Source organism: Antarcticimicrobium sediminis, from assembly GCF_004348975.1.
In the GTDB taxonomy this organism is placed as follows: domain Bacteria; phylum Pseudomonadota; class Alphaproteobacteria; order Rhodobacterales; family Rhodobacteraceae; genus Antarcticimicrobium; species Antarcticimicrobium sediminis.
Genome location: NZ_SMFP01000004.1, coordinates 24,085 through 48,802, shown reverse-complemented (window position 1 = coordinate 48,802; position 24,718 = coordinate 24,085). Strand labels below are relative to the sequence as shown.

The 24,718-nt window shown below is 61.7% G+C and carries 25 protein-coding genes; 10 read left to right on the top strand and 15 right to left on the bottom strand.

Features of this window, described 5'->3' with window-relative positions; all coding sequences use genetic code 11:
- Positions 1-63 precede the first annotated feature (63 nt).
- The 5 genes from flgF to E1B25_RS07590 are packed head-to-tail and all read left to right on the top strand — an operon-like array spanning position 64 to position 3,580.
- Positions 64-801: a flagellar basal-body rod protein FlgF gene (gene flgF / locus E1B25_RS07610; protein ID WP_132828174.1), complete on the top strand. Its 738-nt coding sequence runs from the start codon at positions 64-66 to the stop codon at positions 799-801.
- Positions 802-837: 36 nt separating this feature from the next.
- On the top strand, positions 838-1,623 hold the full coding sequence (flgG, locus tag E1B25_RS07605; protein WP_132828173.1) for a flagellar basal-body rod protein FlgG: 786 nt from the start codon (positions 838-840) through the stop codon (positions 1,621-1,623).
- Between the two features lie 2 nt (positions 1,624-1,625).
- A complete protein-coding gene (gene flgA, locus E1B25_RS07600) occupies positions 1,626-2,321 on the top strand; it encodes a flagellar basal body P-ring formation chaperone FlgA (protein WP_132828172.1) in 696 nt (231 codons plus the stop codon).
- Positions 2,318-3,100 carry a flagellar basal body L-ring protein FlgH gene (flgH, locus tag E1B25_RS07595; RefSeq protein ID WP_245510642.1) on the top strand — a complete coding sequence of 261 codons (783 nt, stop codon included), beginning with the start codon at positions 2,318-2,320 and terminating at the stop codon, positions 3,098-3,100. The genes flgA and flgH overlap by 4 nt, the downstream gene beginning before the upstream one ends.
- Before the next feature lie 12 nt (positions 3,101-3,112).
- Complete coding sequence (locus E1B25_RS07590) at positions 3,113-3,580, top strand: flagellar biosynthesis protein FlgH (RefSeq protein ID WP_132828171.1); 468 nt, start codon at positions 3,113-3,115, stop codon at positions 3,578-3,580.
- Positions 3,581-3,611: 31 nt separating this feature from the next.
- On the opposite strand, the gene E1B25_RS07585 is transcribed toward E1B25_RS07590, so the two are convergent.
- The 5 genes from E1B25_RS07585 to E1B25_RS07565 all read right to left on the bottom strand — a co-directional run bounded on the left by E1B25_RS07585 (position 3,612) and on the right by E1B25_RS07565 (position 8,200).
- The gene (locus tag E1B25_RS07585; protein WP_132828170.1) at positions 3,612-4,274 is read right to left on the bottom strand and encodes a flagellar hook assembly protein FlgD; all 663 of its coding nucleotides are present in this window, start codon (positions 4,272-4,274) and stop codon (positions 3,612-3,614) included.
- A gap of 12 nt (positions 4,275-4,286) precedes the next feature.
- Positions 4,287-5,762 (bottom strand): flagellar hook-length control protein FliK, encoded by a 1,476-nt coding sequence (gene fliK / locus E1B25_RS07580; RefSeq protein WP_132828169.1) that lies wholly within the window; start codon positions 5,760-5,762, stop codon positions 4,287-4,289.
- 4 nt (positions 5,763-5,766) lie between these two features.
- Entirely contained in the window at positions 5,767-6,462 is a 696-nt protein-coding gene (locus E1B25_RS07575) for a sigma-70 family RNA polymerase sigma factor (protein ID WP_132828168.1), read from the bottom strand.
- Between the two features lie 143 nt (positions 6,463-6,605).
- Positions 6,606-7,103 (bottom strand): hypothetical protein, encoded by a 498-nt coding sequence (locus tag E1B25_RS07570; protein WP_132828167.1) that lies wholly within the window; start codon positions 7,101-7,103, stop codon positions 6,606-6,608.
- 353 nt (positions 7,104-7,456) lie between these two features.
- A complete protein-coding gene (locus E1B25_RS07565) occupies positions 7,457-8,200 on the bottom strand; it encodes a winged helix-turn-helix domain-containing protein (RefSeq protein ID WP_132828166.1) in 744 nt (247 codons plus the stop codon).
- A 312-nt stretch (positions 8,201-8,512) separates the two neighbouring features.
- On the opposite strand from E1B25_RS07565, the gene E1B25_RS07560 reads away from it, so the two are divergent.
- From E1B25_RS07560 to E1B25_RS07550, 3 genes are all read left to right on the top strand, one after another.
- The gene (locus tag E1B25_RS07560; RefSeq protein ID WP_132828165.1) at positions 8,513-8,818 is read left to right on the top strand and encodes a hypothetical protein; all 306 of its coding nucleotides are present in this window, start codon (positions 8,513-8,515) and stop codon (positions 8,816-8,818) included.
- 162 nt (positions 8,819-8,980) lie between these two features.
- Complete coding sequence (locus tag E1B25_RS07555) at positions 8,981-9,478, top strand: Ros/MucR family transcriptional regulator (protein WP_132828164.1); 498 nt, start codon at positions 8,981-8,983, stop codon at positions 9,476-9,478.
- Between the two features lie 162 nt (positions 9,479-9,640).
- Positions 9,641-10,903 (top strand): flagellar motor protein MotB, encoded by a 1,263-nt coding sequence (locus tag E1B25_RS07550; RefSeq protein ID WP_132828163.1) that lies wholly within the window; start codon positions 9,641-9,643, stop codon positions 10,901-10,903.
- Between the two features lie 54 nt (positions 10,904-10,957).
- On the opposite strand, the gene E1B25_RS07545 is transcribed toward E1B25_RS07550, so the two are convergent.
- On the bottom strand, positions 10,958-12,220 hold the full coding sequence (locus tag E1B25_RS07545) for a hypothetical protein (protein ID WP_132828162.1): 1,263 nt from the start codon (positions 12,218-12,220) through the stop codon (positions 10,958-10,960).
- Between the two features lie 200 nt (positions 12,221-12,420).
- On the opposite strand from E1B25_RS07545, the gene motA reads away from it, so the two are divergent.
- Both motA and E1B25_RS07535 read left to right on the top strand, forming a co-directional pair.
- Positions 12,421-13,290: a flagellar motor stator protein MotA gene (gene motA / locus E1B25_RS07540; RefSeq protein ID WP_132828161.1), complete on the top strand. Its 870-nt coding sequence runs from the start codon at positions 12,421-12,423 to the stop codon at positions 13,288-13,290.
- A gap of 85 nt (positions 13,291-13,375) precedes the next feature.
- The gene (locus E1B25_RS07535) at positions 13,376-13,726 is read left to right on the top strand and encodes a hypothetical protein (protein ID WP_165937577.1); all 351 of its coding nucleotides are present in this window, start codon (positions 13,376-13,378) and stop codon (positions 13,724-13,726) included.
- A gap of 18 nt (positions 13,727-13,744) precedes the next feature.
- On the opposite strand, the gene E1B25_RS07530 is transcribed toward E1B25_RS07535, so the two are convergent.
- The 9 genes from E1B25_RS07530 to E1B25_RS07490 form a co-directional block, all read right to left on the bottom strand.
- Positions 13,745-14,131, bottom strand: coding sequence for a response regulator (locus E1B25_RS07530; RefSeq protein ID WP_132828159.1), 387 nt, complete (start codon positions 14,129-14,131; stop codon positions 13,745-13,747).
- Between the two features lie 51 nt (positions 14,132-14,182).
- Positions 14,183-17,458: a PhnD/SsuA/transferrin family substrate-binding protein gene (locus E1B25_RS07525; RefSeq protein WP_165937576.1), complete on the bottom strand. Its 3,276-nt coding sequence runs from the start codon at positions 17,456-17,458 to the stop codon at positions 14,183-14,185.
- A gap of 58 nt (positions 17,459-17,516) precedes the next feature.
- Positions 17,517-17,861, bottom strand: a complete 345-nt coding sequence (locus E1B25_RS07520; RefSeq protein ID WP_165937575.1) for an Hpt domain-containing protein — start codon at positions 17,859-17,861, stop codon at positions 17,517-17,519.
- A gap of 285 nt (positions 17,862-18,146) precedes the next feature.
- On the bottom strand, positions 18,147-19,115 hold the full coding sequence (locus E1B25_RS07515) for a response regulator (protein WP_132828156.1): 969 nt from the start codon (positions 19,113-19,115) through the stop codon (positions 18,147-18,149).
- A gap of 266 nt (positions 19,116-19,381) precedes the next feature.
- Positions 19,382-19,711 (bottom strand): hypothetical protein, encoded by a 330-nt coding sequence (locus E1B25_RS07510; RefSeq protein WP_132828155.1) that lies wholly within the window; start codon positions 19,709-19,711, stop codon positions 19,382-19,384.
- A gap of 216 nt (positions 19,712-19,927) precedes the next feature.
- Positions 19,928-21,292, bottom strand: coding sequence for a polysaccharide biosynthesis/export family protein (locus tag E1B25_RS07505; protein WP_132828154.1), 1,365 nt, complete (start codon positions 21,290-21,292; stop codon positions 19,928-19,930).
- 121 nt (positions 21,293-21,413) lie between these two features.
- Positions 21,414-21,635, bottom strand: coding sequence for a hypothetical protein (locus E1B25_RS07500; RefSeq protein ID WP_132828153.1), 222 nt, complete (start codon positions 21,633-21,635; stop codon positions 21,414-21,416).
- Between the two features lie 126 nt (positions 21,636-21,761).
- Positions 21,762-22,412, bottom strand: a complete 651-nt coding sequence (locus E1B25_RS07495) for a YjbF family lipoprotein (protein WP_132828152.1) — start codon at positions 22,410-22,412, stop codon at positions 21,762-21,764.
- Entirely contained in the window at positions 22,409-24,517 is a 2,109-nt protein-coding gene (locus tag E1B25_RS07490; RefSeq protein WP_132828151.1) for a YjbH domain-containing protein, read from the bottom strand. The genes E1B25_RS07495 and E1B25_RS07490 overlap by 4 nt, the downstream gene beginning before the upstream one ends.
- Positions 24,518-24,718: the final 201 nt, after the last annotated feature.

Sequence of the window (24,718 nt, the reverse complement as noted above, 5' to 3'; positions counted from 1 at the left end):
AATGATACCGAAATTTTGCCGGTCTATCCTTGCCGGCGTATCTGAGGGGGGCTGAAAGCAGCCATGGGCAACGCGAATTACGTCTCCCTTTCCCTCGCTACGGCTTTGGAGCGCAGCATGGACCTTGCCGCGCATAACATGGCCAACGCCTCGACCGCCGGGTACAAGTCAACGCAACCGCTGTTCGAGGCGGTGCAATCGGATGGAACCGAAGACGCGACCATCAGCTATGTTCAGGATCGCGGCACATTTCTCAACACCAGTCAGGGCGCGCTTGTTGCCACCGGCAACCCGCTGGATCTGGCGTTGTCGGGATCGGGGTGGCTGTCCTATCAGACCGGCGCGGGCGCAACCGCCTATGGTCGCGATGGCCGTCTGGCGGTCGATGCCAACGGCCAGCTCTCGACATTGACCGGCTCCCCGGTGCTGAACCCGGGCGGCGCGCCGATCACCCTGCCACAGGCTGCGGGACAGAACATCAGCGTTTCGACGGACGGCACCATCACCGATGCCGATGGCGCAATTCTGGGGCAAATCGGCCTGTTCAGCCTCCCCGACCCGAACAAACTGGTCCCGATCGGTGGCGGGCTGTATCTCTATGGTGATGCAGGCACCAATGCCGCGCCCGACACCGAGACCAATATCGCGCAGGGGTTTGTCGAGCAAAGCAACGTGCAGCCGATCGTCGAGATGACCCACCTTATGGACATCCAGCGCGCCTATGAACGTGCGACGAAACTGATGAACGACAGCAACGATCTGACACAACGGGCCATTCAGCGCCTCGGCCAGGTGGTCTGACCCGCCTGACACCGACCAACGGGGAGGAACCCGACCATGAAGGCACTAGGAATCGCGGCGACGGGGATGCTGGCCCAGCAGACCAACGTCGATGTCATCGCCAACAACATCTCCAACGCCAATACCACCGGCTTCAAAAGCGGGCGGGCGGCCTTTCAGGATCTGATTTATCAGTCGATGCAGCAAGAGGGCGCGCTGACCTCGACCGAGGGCACCTCGCGCCCGGTCGGCATGAATGTCGGCCTCGGGGTGCAAAGCGCCGGGGTGGTCCGCCTGAACACGCAGGGCGGGCTGTCGCAGACCGAGAACCAGCTTGATCTGGCAATCGAAGGGCACGGATTTTTCGTGATCAACCGCCCCGACGGCAGCCAGGCCTATACCCGCGCGGGCAGCTTCCAGCTGAGCGCCGAGGGGCAGATCGTCACCCTGGACGGCTATGAGATCGACCCGGGCATTACCATGCCCGACAACACCCGCGAGATCGCCATCAACCAAGAAGGCGTGGTCATGGCCTATGTCGAAAACGACCCCACCCCGGTAGAGCTGGGGCAGCTGACCATGGCCACCTTCCTGAACGAAGCCGGGATGAAACCGATCGGCAACAACATGCTGGAAGAGACCACAGCCTCGGGCGAACCGGCGCTGGTCACGCCGGGCGAACCAGGCGTCGGGATCATCCGGCAGGGGTATTTGGAAAATTCCAACGTCAACATCATCCAGCAGATCACCGACCTGATCTCTGCCCAGCGCGCTTATGAGATGAACTCCAAGGCGATCGAGACCGCCGACGAGATGCTCTCCACCGCCAACCAGATCAAATAACGATGCGCCGCCCGCTCCCCTCCCCCGCGCGATCCGGCCGTCTTCTGGGCCTCCTCGCCCTTGTTGCGGCACTGCTGCCAGCGGCCCCTGCCACCGCGGCCAACATCGTCGCGCTGGTCACCGAACGCGCGACACAGGAATTCGGCCCAGGCATGCCTGACTCCGGCTTTTTCAAGGTCCGCATGGCCGCTGGCTTGCCCTCCGAGGGCGAATTCATTCGTGAATTCTGGATTGACCACGACACCGGTCAGTTCATCGCAAATGTGGTCACCGACCGGGGCGATGTGCGCCGGGTCTGGGGCGTTGCCACGCTGACCCAGCCGGTGCCGGTGCCGGTGCGCCGTGTCATGCCCGATACCATCGTGCAGCCCGAGGATGTCGAGATGGTCGATATGCCTTGGGCCCGCGTCAACGCCTATGCGATCACCGACGCCAAAGGGCTGGTCGGGATGCAGGTGCGCCGCATGCTCTCTCCCGGTCGCCCGGTGCAAATTCAGTCCGTGCAACCGCCAATCATCATCTCGCGCGGGGAACGGGTGACCATTCAGCTCAACTTCGGCGGGCTCGAGCTCGCCGTTTCGGGCAAGGCAATTTCCGATGCACATCTGGGCCAAGAGGTCCGGGTGGTCAATCTCAGCAGCAACAAAACAGTCGTGGGCGTCGCCCGCGCCGATGGTTTAGTGGAGGCAAGCTTTTGATCTTCGCCCTTGATAGATTTCCAACCCGCCCCTTCGCTGCCGCCCTCGCAGCGACGCTCGCCCTGTCGGCTTGCGGCCAATACACCAAACACCGCAACCCGGAGCTTAGCGGTGTGGTGCTCGACGGTGAAACCATGCCCGAGGTCAACCGCATCAGCGTCCCGATGCCGGAATCCGAGCCGATGACGCCGCCCAAACGAGCCGAGGCCTCCAGCCTCTGGGGCAAGAACACGCGCAGTTTCTTCGGCGACCGGCGCGCACAGGCGGTGGGGGATCTGTTGACCGTGGTCATCGACATCGACGACAGCGCCTCGCTGCGCAACGCATCGGAACGCAGCCGCAGCGGCGGCACGGACGTACAAGACCCTGCGTTCCTTGGTTATGGCAGCCAGATCGACAAGATCCTGCCGGGTGTCGATGCCTCTGACCTGCCAACCGGCGGGTCGATCATTGATCTCGGTTCCACCTCCTCGACCGCCGGCGAAGGCTCGATCAAGCGCAACGAGACGATCGAACTGCGGGTCGCCGCGATGATCGTCAAGGAACTGCCCAACGGCAATTTCGTGATCGGCGGGCGGCAAGAGGTCAAGGTCAATCAGGAATTGCGCGAATTGCGCGTGGCCGGGGTGATCCGCCCTGTCGATATCATGATCGACAACACCATCCCCTATGATCAGATTGCCGAGGCCCGCATCGCCTATGGTGGCCGAGGTCAGTTGAGCCGCGTGCAACAGCCGCGCTATGGCGAAGATTTCCTGGACGTGATCCTGCCCTATTGACCGGAGGCACCGGTGAAAAAACCTCTCCTTGCGCTGCTGGTGATCCTCTTGATGGGGGGAGTCGGTTTTGCGACGGGGTGGTTCCTGCTGCGCGGAACCGATCCCGAGCAGGCCGCAAACAGCGCGGAGGGGCGCAAACAAGCCGTGCTGTACAAGATGCCGTTGGGCAAGTTCACCTTTCAGGTGCTTCAACCGACCCGCATCCTGCATATCGTGATCGACATGGATGTGTTCATCTCTGACGCTACCGCCTTTGAACGGCTGGGCAGCGCGGCAGGCCGGGCGCGGCTGCGCGATGCCACCATCACGGCGGCGTCAGACCTTGCGGAAACCATGCTTTGGGTTGGCAAGGGCGAAGAGGAAAATCTCGACACGGCAGCGATGGCGGGACGGATTGTGCTGAAGCTGCACGGTAGCTTCCCATCGGTGCATTCGGCCCAGATCAATCACTTCCTCGCGGCGGGCACCCCCCGCAGCTAAACGCCCGCAAACTTAACAGGTGTGAGCGCGTTTACCGTATCGACAAAACGGAACTGGATGGAACGCTTTCGTTGCCGGACAGGTTATAATACAGTTCCCCGTCGGCGAACAGAACCTCCTGCACCGCAGCCTTGCGATAGGTATAGGCCGCAACCGCTTCCCCATCACTGCCCACCGCGTTGATCCGCACCGAATAGCTGCCGCTTAACATATCTTGCCCAAGACTGTCCTTGCCGTCCCAGTCCAACGGCAAAAGCTCGCCCGATGTGGTGGACAATCCTTCCAGCGTGCGCACCACCCGGTCCAGCGGATCAATGATCTGCGCCGAGACCTCGGACGCGGCATCCGTCAGCATGTAATAGCCGTCGCTCACCCCGTCCTCCAACATGACATTGCCCGAATTGACCGTCACATCATGGCCGATCATGCCCGCACCCGCGACCGAGGTCAGCGCACCAAACTGTGCCGACAAGGTTTCAAGGTTGGAATTCGATTTGACCGCCTGCTCCACCTGACTGAGCTGCGCAAGCTGCGAGACGAATTGCGAACTGTCCATCGGCGCCAACGGATCCTGATACTCGATCTGCGCCGTAAGAAGCGTCAGAAAGCGGGTGTAATCCTCGCTCAGTTGCGACAGCGAACTGCTCGACGCGGTTTCTGTCGTCTGCGTGGTGCTTGTTGCTGCTACGTCCATGTCCGTTTCCCCTCAGGTCACGATGTCCAACCGACCTTCGCCGATTTCTGCGGTCTGTACCAGCCCGGGATCGGCCCCGCCCTCGGCGGCGTCCTCTCCCGGACGCGCGGAAAGCACGGGGGGGCGATTGCCCTGCGGCTCCTGCCCGTCGCGGTCAGCAAAGGATTGCAGGTCAAGCGATCCGGTATCCATCCCGCCCAGCGCCTGCGCCAGCAAATCACGCTCGTCGCGCAGGCTGTTCAGAACCGCCGGGTTCTCGGCCCGCACCACGATCTTGAGCGCGCCATCCTCACCGGTGCTGACGTCCACCTCAATACTGCCCAACCCACGCGGGCTGAGCGCAATCCGGGTGTGCCCGTCGCCGACCTCGGCCGAGCGGACCTGCGCCGCAAGAGCTGCGGCAAAGCGCGACGGCTCTGCGCCGCTTTCGCTGCGCCCCTGCGTTGTTGTGGTCGCGGAATCGCCAGCGGGATGCCCGCCGCGCGCCATCGCACGCGCGATATCCTCCGGGGTGATCAGCGGCTCGACCGGACTGGGCCGCAACACCCCGCCCCCCGCCTCGGCCAACGCCGCAGCAAGCGGCCCCACCCCCGCTGTTTGCGAAACTTCCGCCGCAGCGGCCATGACCCGCGCCAACAAGGCTTGGGTCGCAGGCGCATTGCCGTCACCGGAGCGCCCGCCCTGGATCGGAGCGAAGAAAACCGGAAGACCAGGCACCTCTGTGTCGGACGTCGCAGCCACCTCTGCCCCGACCGATACGGTCGCCGGCGCTATCGACACCACCGCACCGGGGTCCAAAGATGTGCTGGCTATGCCACCAACCCGCCCCGTCGCCCCCTTGGCACCAAGCCCCGCCGTCGCGCTGACGGCGGCACCGGCCGCCGCCGCTGCAGAGGGGGCTGCCGCGGCGATCACCCCGGACATATCCGGGGACACGGCCCGACGCCCTGGCGCAAAGCCCCCCTCGCTCTGCTGCGCCGCTGCGAGGTCCGACACCCGACGCACCGCACCGGTCACGGTTGAAATCACCGAGAGCAACGCCTGAACTGCCGCCTGCGGATCGGCCAAGGTGGCGGCCACATCTCCCTCTGTGGACGACACCGAAAGGTCACCGTCCAGCGTCCCGGCCTCCAGCAACGGCAGCAGGCCTACCCCGGTCTCCCGCTCGAAACTGCCCAGCGCCTCGGCCAGATCCGAGGCCAGCCCTGCCACCGCCTCCAGTGTCGCGGCAGGGGCATCGCTTTCCGGCTCCAGATAGGTCGCCTTTTTGCCCAATCCGGCCAGAAAACCGTACATTTTCTTGAGCGCGTCGGTGGTCTTGAGCGCGTCGGTGCCAGACCCATTCGCGGCCTCAGTGTCAGGCTCGCCCGCGCTGGCCCCGTCCAACTGGAACAGCGCCTCGAACCCGGTCGCTGCCGCACTCCACGCGGTCGACCCGCTAGGCTTGGCCCCGGAGGGGACCGACAACAGACTGATTGCGTCGCTCATCCCGTCACCCCAATTGCGCGCCGGTCACGCCACGCGACAGTAGCCCGTATTTCAACCGCATCATCGCACGGCGTTCGATCTGACGCAGTTTCTCACGGCTGAGCCCAAGCCGCCCGGCCAGATCCTCGATCGTATCAGGAACCTGACGCAGATTGCGCGACACCACGATTTCTCGCTCCACATCGCCCAAATCACCCATCGCCTCGGTGATCACCTGGCGCAGCCGGGCATTTGCCGTGCGCGTGATCATCATCTCTTCCGGTGTCGGGTCGGGACAATGCACCGCCTCTACCCCGCTGTCGGTTTCATCCCCGTCCAACTTGGCAACCTGCACCAGCGCGCCGGCCGCGCGCCGCGATCGCACCGGCATGTCCACCACACAGGTCAGACGCGCCAGCGCGCGCATCGCACTGTTCAGGATCCACCAATGGGCATAGGTTGAAAATCGCACATTCCGCGCAAGGTCGAACCGGTTTGCCGCGCGGATCAACCCGACCATACCTTCGGCAATAAGCTCTTCGCGATCGCTGGCCTGAGAGCACAACCGCATGGCACAGGCATAGACCTGCCGCGCGTGCGACAGGATCAACACCTCCAGCGCCGCCCGGTCGTGATCCGCCTGCCACCGCCTGATCAAGATGCGCTCCCGCTCCACATCAAGCAACGGCGCATCCCGCGCCGTCGCATATGAAATTGCCATAACCCGCCTCGCGAAATCGTAACGTTTCGTTGACCGCAGAAGACCACAGCAAAGACAAAGTACAAAGACATATGTGCTTAACGAAAAATTAATTCCGCTGTTTTTGCCCGACCCCGAGGGCCGTGACCCCTGTTGGCATCGGCTTATCGCGCCCGCAGTTCTTCTTGCCGCGGGACACGGGTATCGGGCAGAATCCGGGCGATGTCGCGGGTCAAGGCGCGCAAGACGGGGCGAAGGGGATCCCCTCCGACAGGGCGGATGGCATCAAAACCGCCCTTGGGTGCCGTGGTGCAGGTGGCGGCGATATCGCCAAGAAGACGGCCCAGCTCTTCGCCAAGCGCACGACCGGAGAACGACGCCGCATCCGCAAAGCCGATCGGCTCAATCAACACCACCGCATCACGGGGCACGTCCAACCCCAGCTCTTCAGCCAGAATGTCGCCCAGCGGTGCGTCGGGCAAAAGCTCGTCGCTTTCCATCATCGCAAAGGGACGGGTGTCATCAGCATGGGCGACAAGCGTAACCATAGGAACCGTCAGCAGCGCCCCCAACAGCCGGGCCAGCGGGGACATCTCATCCGGACCGCGAACTTCAATCGCTTCCCCCCAGATCAGCTCTAGCAACGCATCGCTTCGCATCATCCACACCCCACATCTTGCCGTTCACGGCCTCAGACATAGAATATGTTGTTTCCCGCCAGAGGAGAATGGCCTCTTTGTAAACCCAGCAGTAACCATGTCCGTCGCCGACGGAATGCGCCCTCGCGCAGCCCCCAAGACCTCGGGGGCGCGGCCCCCGCACCGCAAAACCACCCACACAGCGATAGGCACCTATATATAGCGCAAGAAAATGAGGTCACCACCACAAGTAGATGCAACCACCACAGGTGGAAATCCAAGATATTCACAGGGGCAGATTTACATTTCAAAACTTGACGTCAGATTTCGCCGTCCTGAATCAGCGAATCACCCCGCGGGCGTGAAAGATCCAGCGGCTAGCTGGCAGGCCCCGAAGCGCCCGAGGCGAGCGGGATCGCCTCGTCCAGCGTCATCACATAGCCCGAGGCGCGCACCGTCCGGACCGAGATGCGCGGGCCGAAGACGCCGTCCAGCTTTTTGCGGATCTTGGCGACATGGACATCGAACTTGCGGTCGCCATAGGCCCATGGGCGCTGGTCGATGGCACGGCTCAGGGCATCGCGAGTCACGATCTCGCCGCTATGGGAAAGCAATATATTGACCACCTGCGCTTCGGCCCCGGTCAGCCCGGCGCGGCACACGATATCCGCCTCGGCGTCCCAATCGGCGCGCAGATCAGCCTTGCTTGCGGTCAGGCCGCAGGCCTCGCTGCCCAACCGGGCGCGCAGACGCAGCGCGAATTCCTTCAACGGCACCGGCGCGCAGACCACATCGTCGGCCCCGGCCAGAAACGCCTGCACCCCCGTATCCGGCCGGTCGCGCCAGTCGAGGGCAAAGATGAACGGCGCGGGTCGCTGCGCCGCAGCCACCCGGATCAACGCCAGCGCCGCCGCCGGGGTCTTGCCCCGCCCCGCGATCAACACCTGCGGACGCAGCCCTTGTTCCAACAACGCGCGCGCCTCGTCACAATCGGCGCTTGCCCGCACCGGACGGTGCAGGATGACCGAAAACAGATGGTCCAGCGCGATGCGCGTGGCCATATCCACCTCGACAATCAGCGCGAAAGGCTGATGCGGGTCGCTGATTCGCGCGTCTGCCACGGTGCCTGCTCCTGGCCCTTTGTCGTTACAGGTCCGCCATGCACGGGGCAGCGCCCCGCCTGACAGCCAGAGTGTAACTGCTGCGCCCAACCCGAGACCAGCAGCAATTGCAACGCACAACGTGAGGAAGAACAGTCGACCCCCAACAAAGAGCGACAAGGACAATTCATAAAGAAATCAGAGATTTTAACCTAAACGTAACCAATTCTTTGGGTTACCCCAAGAAGCTTTGACCAAAATTTAACCCGACAGGTTCTATATCATGAGAGAGGCAAAAAAACGCACCGTTGCGTACAGGCAACCGGAGACGACATGGCAGGGTCAAGAAACAGCAGCGTCAGACGGCGCGCCGCGATTGCAGCGGCGGATCGGGTCCGGCTTCTTCTCGCCGTGGTCGAGGATGACGCGTTCCTCTCGGAGGTGCTGCACAGCGCTGACAAGGCAATTGTCGATATCCACATGACACCGGCAAACGGCCAACGCGACGCGGCGCCCGAGACCGTCGGAGGACGGCGCCTCGATGACAGTTCCCGCGCGTCTCTGCTGGGCCCGGCCTATCACACCGCCAAGAAGCACGCCTTGCGGCGGCGGGGTCGCAGGCCGCCGGGGCGGGCCTGACGGCATGCTCCGAACCGATACCAAGGGGGGCACGCACAGGGCGGCGCTTCACAAAGATAGCACAAGACCCTAAACGGCGAATTCTTGACCCCGCCAAAATCCGATCCATATCCTTTAATGGGGCTATGACGGGAAACCGACCAACGAACCGGAGCCAGACCCATGGACGCGAACGAAACTGGCGCCGCATCTCTCCCCCCCTCCTCCAGCGGGTCAGTTGCAGAGGCTGTGGCGAGGGTCGTGGCGGCCTATGCCTCGCGCCCCGACACCACCCCGGACGAGATCGTTTCGCTGACACTGAAGCTGTGCGAGGTATTCGGCGCCGCCGCGACAGCCCCTCGCCCCAACACCCCCGCCCCGGCGGTGCTGTCCCCACGCAGCGCAACCGATGCGCCCGTTCCCGCGCTTCCGATCGAACAGGCGGTGACGGCGGACAAGGTCTATTGCCTATGTTGCGGGCGCGGCTTCACCATGCTCAAACGCCACATCAAGGCCGAACATGGCCTGACCGAAGAAGACTATCGCGCGCTATACGCCCTGCCTGAGGACATGCCGCTGGTCGCGCCCAATTATTCCGAACGCAAGGCCGCCTATGCCAAGCGCGTGGGTCTGGGCCGATACCAGCGTGACACCGCGGACGAAGACACGCCCACGCGCTAATCCCCGCGCTGCCACAATTGCACCACCGACGTCGCAATCTTGTCTGAATTGCGCCCATCTGAGCGCACGTTCCTCACCGATATCTTGTGAAGCTTCGGCCCGCATTCCTTGCGCGGTCGTCAGAATCAGCCGGCGATCCCGGCCTTCACGAGGCAGACCGAAATGGTAGCGACCGCGAAACCGACCATCATCCGCAAGGTGGAAGTCACCGAGCAAAGCGGCCATCATGGTGGCGCGTGGAAGGTGGCCTATGCGGACTTCATGACTGCGATGATGGCGTTCTTTCTGCTGTTGTGGATCCTGTCCTCGTCAGATGAGCAGAAGCTGCGTGGCATCGCAGAGTATTTCACCAACGCGACCATGCCCAATGGCAGCGGCCTGCTTGATGGTGCCACATTTGGCCCACCGGGCACGTTGAACGCTTCGCGCGGGGCCGTGGTGGCCCAAGGCGCTGATTTTGGGGAAGAGGATGACCCCAGCCCGGCGAAATGGGAGGTGATGGACATCACCCCGACCGCCGATCCCGATCAGACCCAGCCCGGCACCAACGAAGGCTTGTTTGACAACCCGGCCGGCGGCGCGCCCTCGGCGGTTTCGCCGCACGAGCTGGGCACCGGCCCCCGGGGCGGGACGGGAGCAATGCCCGGGTCCGACGCCCTGAAACAGACGGCAGCCGATACCGCCATGGCCAAGGCCGTCGCGGCCACCGCCGCCGAGACGCAACAGCTGCGCGCGGCCGACAGCGCCCAGTTCGATGCCCTTCAGGCCGAGCTGCGCCAGGCAATTCAAGAAAATCCTGATCTACGGCCGCTGGAACAGAACGTCATCTTTGAACGCACACCCGCCGGGCTGCGCATTCAGGTGGTCGATCAGCAAGGCCAGCCGATGTTCAACACCGGCAGCGCCGAGATGCGCGGGGCTACGCTGCACCTGATGGAAAAGCTGGGTGACTCGCTGGCCACCATGCCCAATTCGCTGGTGATCTCGGGCCACACCGACGCGGTGCCCTTCACCAACCGCGACTCCTATGACAACTGGGATCTGTCTTCGGATCGGGCCAATGCGATGCGCCGCGTACTGCTCCAATCCGGGGTCGCGCAATCGCGCATCACCCGGGTTTCGGGCATGGCCGACACCGATTTGCTGGTGCCGGAGGACGCGCTCGATCCCTCGAACCGTCGCATCACCGTGCTGTTGGAATTCCGCGAGCCGGGCAAGGCCGTCCCCCCTGCCGCCCCCGCTCGGGAAAAGCCGACGGGCGAGGCCGGCGCCTCGGCCGCTGACGTGATCACACCAAAGCAGCCCAAGGCGATCGAAGTCGCTGCACCCGCCCGCCAGACCGACGTGGTGGCAAGCGCCCAGCCTGACCGGATCACTCAGCTTGACGAGACCGTGTTCGAAAACCTGCGCAACGCATTGCGCTGACCCAAGAGGCCGGCCCCGCCCTTTGTGGCGGGGCGCCTGCCCCGGCCGAGCGCGCTATCCCGCGCGCGAGGCCTGCCAAGCACTGCGGAACCGCTCCCAATTGATCGGCGCGTCCGATCCTAGCGATCCGGCATCCCCATTCCAGCCGTACTGAACCCCGAGTTGGATCAGCACAAGCGCCGCCGCAACCCCGGTCAAAGCCAGAAATCGCCGCCGCATCGTGCGCTTGGGCCGCTGCGGCACCGGTGCGGGTGACGCATCGGCCGCCCGCTCTTCGACCTGTGCCGAGACGGCTGTCGCGGCCTCGACCCCTGGCACGGCTGTCGGGCTGGCAACAGGCTGTTCCGGCGACCGGGTCGGGCCGACTGAATCTGCCTGCGACGTCACATGCAGGTACAAAAACGCGCCGCTGCCCGTCATCTCGGCTGGACCGACACAGCCAGCAAACACCGCCCGCATTCTGGGTGGCAGGCTTCGCGCCCGGATCCAGATGCGCCCCGGCAATGCCGCCGACATCGCCCAAGGCGGCTCCAGCCGGATCGCCACGACACTATGGTCGTCGCGCAAATAGATCAGGTCCGGGTCACCGATACGGATATCGCCCCCCCCCTCGTGGATCTGGGCCACCATGATCCAACCGTTTTGCTCCGGTCGGATGTCGCACAGCACCGGCAGATCCTCGTTCATCGCCAGTTCCCGCGCCGAACGGAACCGTGCGCCGGGCTGAACCTGCTCTGTCCGTTGCATGAAGCCGGGCAGCAGCGCCTTGCGCACCCGCCCCGCGCGGTTCGACGCAGTCTCTGACGCCGCAGCCGCCGATTTCCCCCGACGCGAGACAAAGTCCGCTGCGGACGGGCCTTCAGGGTCGATCACGTTGCGGGTCTCATGCTCCACGTCGCCACCTGCGTCGGGCGCGCCCCGGGCAAGATCCGCCTCGATGCCAAGAAACACCGCCGGGTCCAGCCCCTCTTCCTGCGCATAGGCATAGTTGACGGAATAGTCCGACGCCTCTTCGACAATCTCGGGGGCCTCTGCCACCAGCGACATCAGCCGCCGTTCGTCGGAGTAAAGAAGCGTGCGCGTCGGATATCCGGGCACCCGCGGGAAAAAGCACAGCGCGTCAGAGCGCAGGCCAAGATGGTCCCGCAGGCGGCGCGGCAACAGGTCGGCCTCTTCCTGCTGGAAAACCACCAACTGGCAGTCGCCATTGTCCATCAGACAGACCGCAAGGCACATGTCGGCTGGCCAGTCGCGAAAGGTCTGGCGCACTTCGAATGGCCCCATCAGGACCGCCATCACCTTTTCCTTGCCAGCCATGCGACACTCCCTTCCGGACCCGCGTCTTACATGAATAGACCTGCACTACTCCTATACTGTTTGTCAATTATCCTTGCATTTTCACTCTACATTTCCAGCAAACGGGGAGTTTGTCGTTTTGTTCTTGGGGAAATTGCGTATAGACTGTCTGAAATTTGGCGACAAACGGCCCGAGACGGCCTGATGGACGGTGCTGCGACATGACAATCATTCTCGGGTTCATCATCGTCATCGGGCTGGTTTTCGGCGGCTACATGCTGTCGGGCGGCGAGATGGGGGTGATCCTTCACGCCATGCCGTTCGAGGGCATGATGATCGGCGGCGCGGCGCTGGGGTCGTTCATCGCGGCCAATTCCTTTGGCCAGATCATCGACACCTCCAAATCCGTGATGAAGGCCTTCAAGGGGCCGAAGTGGAAGCAGAAGGATTACATCGAGCTTCTCAACCTGATGTATACCCTGACAAAGATGTACCAGAAGGACGGTATCCTCGCGCTGGACGACCACATCGAAAACCCGCAGGAAAGCGCGATCTTTTCCCAGTTTCCCAAACTGCAAAAAGATCACTTTGCCATGGACCTGATCACCGACAGCTTTCGCATGCTGGCGTTGCAGTTCGACGATCCGTTCCAGACCGAGGATGTGATCAACAAGAAGCTCAAGAAACACCACCACGAGGCCTTGGCCGCCTCGCACGGGTTGACCACCGTCGCCGACGCGCTGCCCGCCATCGGCATCGTCGCCGCTGTTCTGGGCGTGATCAAGACAATGGGCTCGATCGACAAACCGCCCGCCGTGCTGGGTGAAATGATCGGCGGCGCGCTGGTCGGGACGTTCCTCGGCGTGTTTCTGGCCTATCTGTTCGTTGCGCCGGTCGCCGGTCGGCTGTCCGACGTCGAAGAACAAGACGGAGCCTTCTACGCCGTGATCCGCGACATCTTCATCGCCCTGCTGCACGAACATTCTCCGACCATCTGCGTCGAGATTGGCCGCGGCAACATCCCGACCAAGCTGCAGCCGAATTTCTATGAGATGGAAGAGGCGCGGCAAGACATGGCTCAGGCGGCCTGATGCGATGCCGGCACGGCGCAGGATTTCAGCACTCAAGCTGATCCAGCGGATCAAACAGCACGAAATTGACGGCTTTGCAGCCCGCATGACTGCGATCCGCGCCGAACAGGGCGCCCTGCATCAAGAACTGGAAGCGCTTCAAACCCGTGTCGAGACCGAGGGTCATGTCACCTCGCCCGAGGTGGCGCCCTATCTGGCCGGGTTTCTGCGCGCGGTCGAAGCGCGGCGCACCCTCCTGAACGAGCAGCTTGCGGCGCTCGACAAGAAGGCCGCCGGGCTCGAAGCCCAGCTTCTAGGCAGTTATCGCGAGGCCAAGACCAACGATGCCGCGCTCGACAGCTCGCTGGACCAGCAACGCCAGCATGAAACCCGACAAGAGACCGCCGAGACCGAGGAAATCGCCCGCAACGTCTATCTCCGCCACCGGCGGACCTGACCTGCGCCGCGCTTACGTTTACGGGGCGCCAGCGTCCCACATCTCGCGGATTTCCGTGGCCAGGGTGGTCGGATCAAAGGGTTTGGTGATAACCCCCAGATCATGGGCGCCGACCAATGCCTCGCGATCGGATTCCATAACCTTGGCGGTCATGTAAATCGCCGGAACGGTCTCGTACCCCGGCAGCGCCCGGATCGCGGCCAAGGTCTCTGACCCGGTCATGCCCGGCATTTGCACGTCGGTCAGGATCAGTTCGGGGGCAAAGGCCTCGATCAATTCCAGCGCCGCCTCCCCGCCTTCGGCCTGCGCCACCTCAAATCCACCGATCATCTCCAGCGCCATTTGGGCGATTTCCCGGATATCAGCTTCATCCTCGACATGAAGGATTTTTGTCAATTCAGCCAAACCTTGCCTCCTTTTCCCAACCAGACACCCACCCACGTGGGGTCATCACGTCTATACTACACGACGCCGTGCCTTGCCCCGACCGCTCCCAGCGGGCCGGGCAAACTTTGATACCACCCCGCGGCTGGCCACGCCCAGCGCATTCCGCGCCACGATCAACACAATCGGCTGATCTTCGGGCAGGCAACCGCCTTTCACCGGCAGCAGCACGGTCACCCCAGCCTCGCCGCTGCGTTCCCCGCTGATGATCAAATCAAACCCGCCCTGCTCGGCCCGGGTCAATGTCTCGCTCACGTCCCCGCCGCGCACGATCTCGGTTCCTTCGGGCAGTGTGTCCACCTCGGCGCCGTCATCCAGACGCAGCATACGGACAGCACCGCCGGTGCCGTGCACCTTCGCGACCTGCGCCAGCCAAGTGGCCAGAACCCCGGCCATATCCTCGGACATGTCCACAGGTGCGGCGGTCTCATCGGCCTCAGTCTCATTCGAGGGCGTCACCGCCAACACCGCAACCGACCGGTTATCTAGAATTTCGCGCTCGCTCAGCCCGGCCATCAGGGTCCGTCCCTGATCCCCCAGCCAAATCGGCGCAGCGGATTGCCCAAGAACGCCAACCCCCTTGATCACCTGACTCGCGACCACATGGCTAGACTCGACCTTGACCGTCTTGCCGCTCTCCCGCAGCTGGGTCAACAACGCGGCAAAACTCGCGCTCTCCCGCAGCGCGGCAACCGGCGTCGCCGTGGAAGAAAACTCCGAAAACTCGGGGGCAGTGCCCTCGGCCTCGTCCTGTGGTGTGATCGGGTGCAGCGCCTCGCTTTCAAGTCGCGGCAGATCAACGATGAACTCGGTCCCTTCGCCCTCTTCGCTGACAAAAAGGAGCGCGCCCTGATGCTCTTCCACAATCAGTTTGGCGATCGACAGGCCCAGCCCGGTGCCCCCCTTGGAGCGGGTATCGGTACTGTCGGCCTGGGTGAACTTGTCAAAGATGGTCGCCTGCGCGGCCTTGGGAATGCCCGAGCCGAAATCGCGCACCGTCAAACGCAGCGCACCCCGGTGCGGCCGCAGACCGACGATGATTTCTGCCCCCTGAACCGAGAATTTGGCCGCATTCGACATCAGGTTGTCCATCACCTGCATCAGACGGTTGCGATCCCCCAAAGTGAACAACTCGCCATTCTCGTTGTCGATCTCACAGCGCAGGGCGACCCCGAACTTCTCGGCATAAAACTTGTTGGCCTCGATCGCGGCACCGACCAGCGCCGCCATATTCAGCGGTTCCATCGTGAAATTCATCTTGCCAGCTTCGATCTTTTCGAGGTCGAGAATGTCGTTGATCAGCACCACAAGCCGGTCGCAATTGGTGCTGGCCATCGAAACCATCTTGTGAAGCGGATCGGACATCTCGCCGATCGAGCCCGACAGCGCCAGCCCCAGCGCGCCCTTCATCGAGGTCAGCGGCGTGCGCAACTCATGGCTGACGGTCGAAATAAACTCGTTCTTCGCTTTCTCGGCCTGCTTGCGCTCCGTGATATCGCGATAAATCGCGATCAGGCGCGGCTCATCTTGATCGGGTTCGACATATTCCATGCTGATTTCATAGGGCACGCCGGACTTTGTCATCACCTCCCAGGTGATGCGTCGTTGCGCCCCTTCGATCAGCGCGTCGCGCCGAAGCTCCAGCGTTTCCAGATCTTTGCCGGTGATGAAATTGCCGACCCGCTTGCCCTTCCAAGTGCCGCCCATGCGATCCCGCACCAACCGCTGCTCGGCGGCCTTGTTGCAGTAAAGCATCTCCAGCGTACCGGGCCGCAGCACCACAACCTGATCGTCGATCAGCTCCAGCGAATCCTTGAACCGCTCGTCCGAGATCCCCTTGCGGGTCTGGGTCATATCGGTGGCCACCACCGCAACTTCGCTCAACTGATCGTCGATGCCGGTCACCGGAATACAGCTACACTGCACCCAAGCCGTGCTGCCATCCTCCTTGAGGATCGTCAGCGCGCCGTTCCAGGGGGCACCCACCTGCATCGACGTCATGATCTCCTTCATCAGAACATCGGTATCACGCCCGTTCAGCAGGCTGGCCAGCGGCCGGTGCAGGATATCCTTGCGCCTGCGGTCCGCCGTCCTGCAGAACCTGTCGTTGACATGGGAAATCCGCCCGTCCTGCGTCAACATGCAGAACACCGTGTGCTCCTCGATGGCGGTGCGGTAAAACAGCTTTGAGCGCACCTCGGATTGCAGCACATTGCGCCGGTCTTCCGCCAATAGGATATTGCGCCGCAGCTCATAGGCAAGGAACGCCAACGACACCAGGATCAGGGCGATCCCTCCCAGGATCGGCATCCGGTAGGTGCGGAAAATCCGGTTCGCCGCCTGCATCATGTAGTGTTCATAGGGCCGCACCCGCAGCGATATCAGCAGTTCATGCACCGACTGATAGTTCTGCGGGGCCTGCCAAAGCACCCCGCCCGCCGCCTTGGACTGCGGGCTGTCCACCGTGACCGTCAGCAGCGCATTGATGACCATGCCCAGTACCGGCTCGGGCACATCGGGCAGCGCCGCCAACACCCAGTCGGGATAAAGAGACGTCGACACCCAGAACGGAAACGCCTCGTGCGCGGTGGCTGAAATCGGGGCAAAATCGGTCAGGTCGATCACCCCCTGTTCGGCCAGTTCCTCCAATTCCCCGGCACGCACCACACCGGCATCCACCAGACCCGATTGCACCGCATAGACAACTTCACGCTGATTACCGCCCGAAAAGACCAACTCTGACAGGGCATCGCGCGGGTCCATCCGGCGTTTGCGAAACTCCTGCTCTGCCAGCCACCAACCGCTGAAATCGCCCGGCTCCACTGCCATCACCTTGCGGTCTTCCAACTGGCGGATGTCGCGGATGGGGCTGTCAGCCCGGGTGAAGACCAGCGCGCCGGTCATGTCATAGGTCCGGCCCTCCCACATGCGCGCCGCAGAAAGCAAGGCGCGCGCCCGGCTCTCGACTTCGGCGGCAACGAAAGACGCGGGGTCTGTCAGCGCGAACGAGATCTGGCCCCCTTCGATCGCCTGCGAAAGCGAGGTAACCGTATGCGGGATCACGCTGAATTTGTAAGGCAGGTTCTGGTCCCGCGCCGCCCGGTTCAACAGATCCGCAGTCGGCCCCCAGGACTCCAGCATCCGCGTCGCCCCTTCTGTGGCCAACACGCCGATGCGCAAGGTGGTGATATCCGCATCAGAAGCGGTGGCCGCTTCGGCTTGCGTCGAGTCCTGCGCACAAGAAGTTGCGGGGGTGAAGAACAGCCCGATCACGGTGAGCACGAGCACCAAAAGAGGCCGAAGCCTCTGCATCCGGTCCAGATTCAAAAGACAGCACCTGGCCGCTTTACGCAGCATCCAGATTCTGCTCCATCTCGTCGAGCAGGCAGTTCAGAAGAGACCGCACATCATCGATGTTGTTGCGGTGCAGATCAGGTCCAAGAGAGTCGATTTTCTGTTCAAGCCGCGCGGCGTTCTCGCCGATGGCAGCAAAGCCCACGCTCCCGCAGATGCCATGCAGCTTGTGCGCATTGGCGCGAAGCTCGGCGCAACTCTCTGCCCAGCGCGTGTCATCCTGCAAATCGCTTAGCAGTTCGTAGAAGCTGTCAATCCGATCCGAAAGAGATGAAATAAATCGCTCGCGAATCCGCGCAAGGCCCGCATTCAGCTGCGCCGCGCTATTGGCGTCCAACCCGTGTACCATTTGATCTTACCAACCTGCTCTGCTCGCTATGGTATCCAACGACGCTCTTTCGGCACCGTTTGTTTCTGCGGTTGACACAGTACCCGTGAAAGCCGCTAGCAGTATAGCATTAGCTCAAGCTGGTTAAGTCGCGTTTAAAATTCACCTGTTTCCGAACAATCCACCCTTACCTGATGCGGATTGGCAACGTTTTGGAACCAATTGCACCCCGACGCAAAAAGAGGCGCAACTGCGACCCTTTGTACTGTTTCGCCCGAATCTTGCACAAAATGCCTATGCTGCGTGCGAGGCAAGGTGCCCGGCCAGACCGCTCGGGCGACCAAGCGGATGGTGTCTTTGGATACTGTGCAAATTGCTCACCGCGCGTTCGAGAAAGCGCAAATCGTCGCGCCGTTCCAGCAGCTTGGGTGACGATACCGCGCCAACCTGCGCGCTGAAGTTGGTTGCCACATCTTCGCAATAGACAAGATCAGAGTCGTTCAGCATCGTGAAAAGGTGATCCTGAACCGTCTCAGCCTCGGGCAGCATCCGCTTGGGTCCGACGCAAAGGAACACACCCGCACCGATATACGAAACAAAGGCCTGCGTCCCAACCAGCGTATCGGAAATCACCTCGGCCACATCGGTAACCACATAGGCGAATTCCTCGCTCGACGAGCCGGCGTGAACCCGCTCCAGTTCCGGCACCCGGATGGCAAAGGCACCGATCGCGAGCTGCTTTTGATCCTTCATGATCATGACATAGTTCTGCAACACCCCATTGGAAACATAGCCCTTGATCTCTTCGATCGCCACGGGCTCCCCATAGGCAGGCTTGTGTTTTTCGTGGTGTGGTCCAGCCAAAGCCGCCGAGGCGCGGCGGGTCTCTGATTGCAGCTTGTCGGCCAGACGGATGCGGGTAATCAGCTCGGTTGTGTCGAACGGTTTCGTCACATAGTCAGTCGCACCGGCCAGAAAGGCCCGGTCGATATAGTCCTTTTGGTTCATCGCGGTGATCATCACCACAGGCGTTTCGCGATATCGCGACATATCACGCACCAAACGCACCAGTTCGATCCCGTCCATGCCTGGCATTTGGATGTCAATCATGAACGCATCGAAGGGCGTGCCAGCAGCCGAGATTTTGCGCAGCGCGTCCTCCCCGCTCTCGGCGAGGGTCACGTCCGTGTAGCCATGCGCTTCGAGCGTCGCCAGAAGGAGTTCCCGGATCAGTTCGTCGTCATCGACGGCAAGGATTTTCATGTCGTTCTCCAGTGTCTCCGACAGTTTCTGCTGTCAGGCACTTTGCCTTGAAGCGCTTCTGCGCTGTTGTTTCTTGGAGGCCGGCGGTCTTTTCCGTTCGGTGCCACCGTGGCCAGGCTCTCGTTTCTAGGTTGATTAAGCCCCAAGAATGTGGCGCAAATTTGACCCTGCTGGGGTTCAGCAACGGCAGTCCCCCGGGTCTGGAATCCCTTTGTGAACGGATGGAGTTTGAGTAAAACACCAATAAACATTGACGCTTAAGCCATTCAGTTGCGAAAGGGGTCGCCCGCGTCCGGATCGACTTCTTGCCAGAAATGGCGGCCCTGCGCTGCAGGGTCAGAAATACAAAGGAACGCTTTTCGCGGGCGATCGGCCACAACCTCACGACGATTCGGGGCCTCGACCACGATCATCGCCCCCGCCGAATAGGCCAGCCCGGCATAATAGCAGAATCGCAGTTCGGCATGGGGCGGCAGCGGGCTCGCACTCAGCGCCGGCAGCGAGGATTCGGCCTGCGCGCCATGGACCGCGCAGACCGCGATCCCAAACGCCAACAGCACCGCCCGGCAGCGCACACCATAGACCGCTGTTGTCATGTCGTGCCCCATTCCCATAGCCGCCCGCCTGGTCCGGGCGCGGGTACCGTAAGCGCCACATCGGAAAATCCCAAGGTGAAAACAGCCCGCAGATCGGCGCGGCAAGTTGGGGACAGGATTTTCCGCCCCCAACAGGGCCAGCCAGAACCGAAGGCATGATCAAAGGACCCGCTACAGGCTGACCAGAAGCACGCCAAGTTGATCGGCTTTTTGGCCTCAGTTGGCAGCGGCGCTCGCAGCGGTTGTGATCAGCCCCGGCGTGATCTGGGAGACAACGCGGCTCCACTTCGTAACTGGCTGTTCGGCGATAAACACGATGTCGTTCGGGCGCATCTTGAACCGTGCAGCCAGCAGTAGATTCGCTACCATCCGTGCATCAAGCTGATAGGCCGTCAGGCCAAAGTGCTCGGCCGGGTTGTCAGACCCGCGAAGAACATAGAACTGCTTCGGATTGGCTTCCCGGTTCGGGAACCCGCCCTGCCCATAGACGACATCCGCGAGCGTCGCGTCATGGTTGAACGGCAGCGGCACCCGGGATTGCTTTGCCACTTCGCCGGTCAGATAGACGTAATCGCGATCCACCGCGTCGAGTTGCATCCGGGATGCGAAATTCCCGCGCTGTTCATCGAGTTCACCGCGGCGCAAAGACACGGCGGCCTGCAGTTCCTGAAGCGCCTGCGTGCGCGCATTCTGCTTGAACTGAGATACAGTGATTTGCTGCTCGAAATAAGACTGCGCTTGCTCAAGCTCGAAGGTCGTGTCGAGGAAAATACTGTCGCCGTCGGCCAACCTCAGGTTCTGGTAGTCCTGTCGGCTGAACAACTCTGTCACCGGAATCTGGTAAAGCTCGCCATCGCGGTACACGCGAACGGTGACATAATCCACGTCCGGTGCGGAAACGCCCCCAGCAAGTTGCAGGGCTTCTCCCAGACGCAGCGGTTTCAGGCCGATGTTCAGAACCCCGGGCGTTGCGATGGCGCCACCGATGGTTACGGATTTCGACAAGAACTCGGCAATCTCCAAGCTGAACGCAGGTTCGATCCCGCTTTCGACCAGACGCTGGAACATCGTCGCTTCGGCTTCGTCGATGGTCATGCCAGCTACTGGAACGCGGCCGACATTCGGGATCGCAATCGCCCCGTCATCCTGCACTGTATAGCCTTGGCGGGCGCTTTGCGCGGCCAGCAACCCGGACAATTGCTCAACCGTCGAACCGCTTGATGGCACGGCAAGGAAAAGAACATCTCCGACCCCGATCCGATAGGGGAGGAGCGGGGTCTGCGGCGGTGGTCGTGTTACGATGGCGTGGCGTGGTTCCTGATCCTCAAAGACCGGATCAGGCGCCTGGGCAAAGCGGAGCGGGGACGCGCCCCCGGTTCCGGCGCTGCGAAAGAACGCGTCAGGCAATTCCTGTGGCGCATAGGCGCTCCGGTTCGCCGCCAGAACGGTCTCGGCAGTCATCGGCAACACGCGCACCTTCAATCCCGCTGAGGTCGTCTGTTCGCGGACTGAAGGCGAAATATAAGCGGTGCCGCAGGCCGATAGGCCAATACAAACCGCGAGTATCGAAAGCTTCCTCACTGGAATCCCCGTGCCTGTTCTAGTCGCCGCTTTTCACGGCTTTGCCTGTTGACAACAGCAAGCCGGGCCAATCATAGCCCGGCTTGCGTATCTCACTGAAGAGTGAAGCCCACGCGCGGTCTCACATGACTTCAGAGTATTCAGTTCGTGCCGCTTGTGCTGGAACTTCCAGCAACCGCGGCAAGCACGCCAACGCCAGCGAGAATGCCAAGGCCACCGGCCAAGCCAATTCCGCCGCCGAGGCCAACGGCTCCGAGGCCGCCGAGGCCAGCACCAGCACCAGCACCAGCACCAGCACCAGCACCAGCAGCCGGCACGGCCTGTGCGCTCGCGGCACCGGCAAGCGCCGCGGTGAAAACGATCGTGCAAACTGTCTTTTTCAGAATATGCATTTGTTCGGACCCTTATCCAAGAGAAATCAAAACGAGACTATATGAGCGAAAAAGGATTCTCAACATATAGTTGTTCTTCAGCGTGTGATCGAAGGCATATGAAGCAGCAAATACCCAGTTTTTAAGCCGATCCACTGCTTTGACCCAAGCAGGTATCCAGATTTGGAATAAAGATAATAATTCTCAAATTGGATGTTGGAACCGGTGCAGGCCTCATCGAACCGGGACACTTTCATGGTTTTACCGTCCCACGGCACGGATACGTCATGATCCACCGACATGCTGCAGACAAAAGCGCTCAATTGTACGTGGTTTTCCCCATCGACATAGCGGTGGATGCGGGGCGCGGGGCGATCCAAGGGGCGCGAACGCACCGGATCGACGTCTACGGAGAAGAGATCCGGACCAAGGCCGGCAGTCCCGATGACGACGCCATTCTCCAGCGTCAACGTGGTCCCGTCCAAGGTGGACCATGTCTCGGCGTTTTCGCGTCTTGAGACGAGACCAAGGCCGGCGGTTTGACCGTTGCTTTCCCACTGGACGGCCAGAATGCCTGCGGCCATGTCCATCTGCTCCGGGCCGGTGCGAGGACTCGCCTTCCGGTTCGAGAGCCCATCCGAGAACAAAGTGGTGGCTTTCTCCAGCTTGGCCGGATCGTTCAGAACACTACAGCCGGGCACAAGGCCGACCAGCAGGCAAAGAGCAAACGCACGGGTTTTGCCGATCATCTCCAGAACCTCGCCCTTTGGCTGCGAAACGCGGGTTCATGTGCGTCCTTGACCATATCGAAAAGACGGTCAGGCACCTGCAATCTCGCGCCACCATCGCGCAGGATCGGCTGGATCGTCGCCGTCGGGCGTATCCTGGACGAACGGCCCAAGGCCCAGGACAGTGGAATGGTGAATCTGAGCCCCTTGTCAAAGGCGCCCTCGCCAAAATCGGCGGCAGACACATCGGTAAATGTCGCGTAGGCCCCAACTTTCCAGCCATTGTCGAATTCACGATCCAGCGAAAGCGTGGTCCCCCAGTCGCCAGCCAGATACCGCCCGGCATCGAGCTGGACGCGATAGCCGTCAACCGGCTCCAGATAGGCTGAAACATGTCCGGTTACGATGTCGTAGGACTGAAAACCGAACAGTTGGTCGAAATCCCGCTGGCGCGCATAGTTGACCTCGACGCCAAGCCCATAGGGTTTGTCGACGCGCTTCCACAAAAGCTCTGCCGACAATCCGCCATACATTTTCTCGAAATACCCCAGTGAAACACGGCCATAAAGATCAGGTCCGGGCCGAAAGAACGAGGTCGCCAAGAGATACTGGATCGCAGGATCGCCTTCCCGGTTGTAGACGGGGCTGTCTGAGCGAACATGTGGCAGGACTGACGTGGATGGCCGCGTCGAGGACCCTAGATCGCCGAACAGCGATTTGCGGATATTGCCAGAAAGCACAAATCCCGAAAAAGGTTCGTATCTTGCCCCCAAGGCAACGCCGAAATCCGCGCGGATCGGGCTGTCCGGATCAAAAAGCTCGGTCGCCATATATGGGTTGACCGACCAAGTGAACACCGGCTTGAACTCGGTCGGGGGAACACTTGAGGCGCCCGCGCTCAACGGATCCTTGATGCTGGCGCGGACATACATCTGCCAAGCCCGGTCCGGGGCCGTCTCAAGATCCTCCAGACTGCTTCGGCGCAGGGTGACCACTGTCGATGGCATCCCGAGAACCGATATCACGATCGAGAAATGCTCAATTTCTGCGGGCATGACCTGCGTCAGGAGTCGCGCCGTTCGCCCAACCGCTTGGGCAACGCTCAGATAGCGTTGATTGCGGACACGAACCCGCACAGTGTCACCTGTGCGATCCCAACCTTCCAGAAAAAGTCCTTCTGCGGACAATTTGATCCGGAGCGCCTCGCCAAGTTGCGACCGAGGCGTATCAGATTGAATCGCGGCAACCGGCCACGCATAGGCCCCGGCGGACGGGCGCGCATAAATGACCGGCGGCGCGGAGTCACGGTTGCCGCCGAGTGGTGGCGATTTCGGATTCAGGGAAAAGGTCAGGTTGGCCGCCAGCTTGTCGCCATGCAGGTAATAGGCGCCAACCGATGCGCCAGCGCCAAGCCGATAGGTCAGCCCGAAGTTGAACGGGGTATTCCTGGCAATCAGCCCCTCGGAAATCTCTGTGCTGTAGGCATCCGACGAGTATTCGGCGACCAAAGAGAGGCGGTCAGTTGCGCGCCATGCGATCCCGCCGAACAGCGCCGCGTCACCGCGAAACCAAGTGTTGAAATTGACCTTGCCACCCGTTGCGGACGCCGTCGAAGGCCGTGTCTCGAAGCCGCTATAGAACACGCCCAATGGATTTGAAAACCCACCAGACGTTGCCAACCGCCCCCAGCCCATGCCGAGCGTGCCTGAAAACCGGGGGGTGAAATGCTTGGTGGCGACGACGTATTCGGCCGAATACCGCCCGGTGCCGACCAGATCCTGAACCCCGACCGCAAGCGCTGGCCAATATCCTTGCTCTTCGAAAAGCTGATAGCGAAGGTCAAAGCTGCGATCATAGTTGGTGAGCGCCGGACCGGGGCCGCGGCTATGGATCGAGTATCTGAAACTGCCGGCCAGACGCGGGGTAAGCTGAAAGCTCAGGGTGTTTCGTGTGATCGATCCAAAATGCGCGATGGTGGCGGACAGGGTTGCATCTGGCTGCATCTCGGCAGTTGGCATATCCACGAGTCCCGGAAAACCATAAAGGCCACCGTGCTTCACCGTCGTCGTTTCGGCACCCACAGGCAGGCTGGCGCACATCACTGTGGCAAAAAGGATCAGGCTCAATAGCTTCAAGGTGACACAGCTTCTTGCTCAAAGGAGTTTGCTTAGAGACTTATGAATACCAAAGTGAGAAAACTCAACAGCAGAGATTGCCACCATGGCCCCGAACCCGCTGCAGCGGATCTTCTCCGAGAAGCTGCAGAAAACTGCTGCGTTTTTGACCAAGGCAAGGGATGTGCCCGCCCGAGGTGGATCAACCCTATG

Bases quoted from the DNA above. Each gene is read 5' to 3' on its own strand.
- E1B25_RS07545 (WP_132828162.1), bottom strand. From the start codon at position 12,220: ATGGCTGGCAAGGAAAAGGTGATGGCGGTCCTGATGGGGCCATTCGAA.
- E1B25_RS07585 (WP_132828170.1), bottom strand. From the start codon at position 4,274: ATGGACGTAGCAGCAACAAGCACCACGCAGACGACAGAAACCGCGTCG.
- flgA (WP_132828172.1), top strand. From the start codon at position 1,626: ATGCGCCGCCCGCTCCCCTCCCCCGCGCGATCCGGCCGTCTTCTGGGC.
- E1B25_RS07555 (WP_132828164.1), top strand. From the start codon at position 8,981: ATGGACGCGAACGAAACTGGCGCCGCATCTCTCCCCCCCTCCTCCAGC.
- E1B25_RS07515 (WP_132828156.1), bottom strand. From the start codon at position 19,115: ATGAAAATCCTTGCCGTCGATGACGACGAACTGATCCGGGAACTCCTT.
- E1B25_RS07510 (WP_132828155.1), bottom strand. From the start codon at position 19,711: ATGACAACAGCGGTCTATGGTGTGCGCTGCCGGGCGGTGCTGTTGGCG.
- flgG (WP_132828173.1), top strand. From the start codon at position 838: ATGAAGGCACTAGGAATCGCGGCGACGGGGATGCTGGCCCAGCAGACC.
- E1B25_RS07575 (WP_132828168.1), bottom strand. From the start codon at position 6,462: ATGGCAATTTCATATGCGACGGCGCGGGATGCGCCGTTGCTTGATGTG.
- E1B25_RS07535 (WP_165937577.1), top strand. From the start codon at position 13,376: ATGACTGCGATCCGCGCCGAACAGGGCGCCCTGCATCAAGAACTGGAA.
- fliK (WP_132828169.1), bottom strand. From the start codon at position 5,762: ATGAGCGACGCAATCAGTCTGTTGTCGGTCCCCTCCGGGGCCAAGCCT.
- flgF (WP_132828174.1), top strand. From the start codon at position 64: ATGGGCAACGCGAATTACGTCTCCCTTTCCCTCGCTACGGCTTTGGAG.
- motA (WP_132828161.1), top strand. From the start codon at position 12,421: ATGACAATCATTCTCGGGTTCATCATCGTCATCGGGCTGGTTTTCGGC.
- E1B25_RS07550 (WP_132828163.1), top strand. From the start codon at position 9,641: ATGGTAGCGACCGCGAAACCGACCATCATCCGCAAGGTGGAAGTCACC.
- E1B25_RS07495 (WP_132828152.1), bottom strand. From the start codon at position 22,412: ATGATCGGCAAAACCCGTGCGTTTGCTCTTTGCCTGCTGGTCGGCCTT.
- E1B25_RS07560 (WP_132828165.1), top strand. From the start codon at position 8,513: ATGGCAGGGTCAAGAAACAGCAGCGTCAGACGGCGCGCCGCGATTGCA.
- E1B25_RS07570 (WP_132828167.1), bottom strand. From the start codon at position 7,103: ATGATGCGAAGCGATGCGTTGCTAGAGCTGATCTGGGGGGAAGCGATT.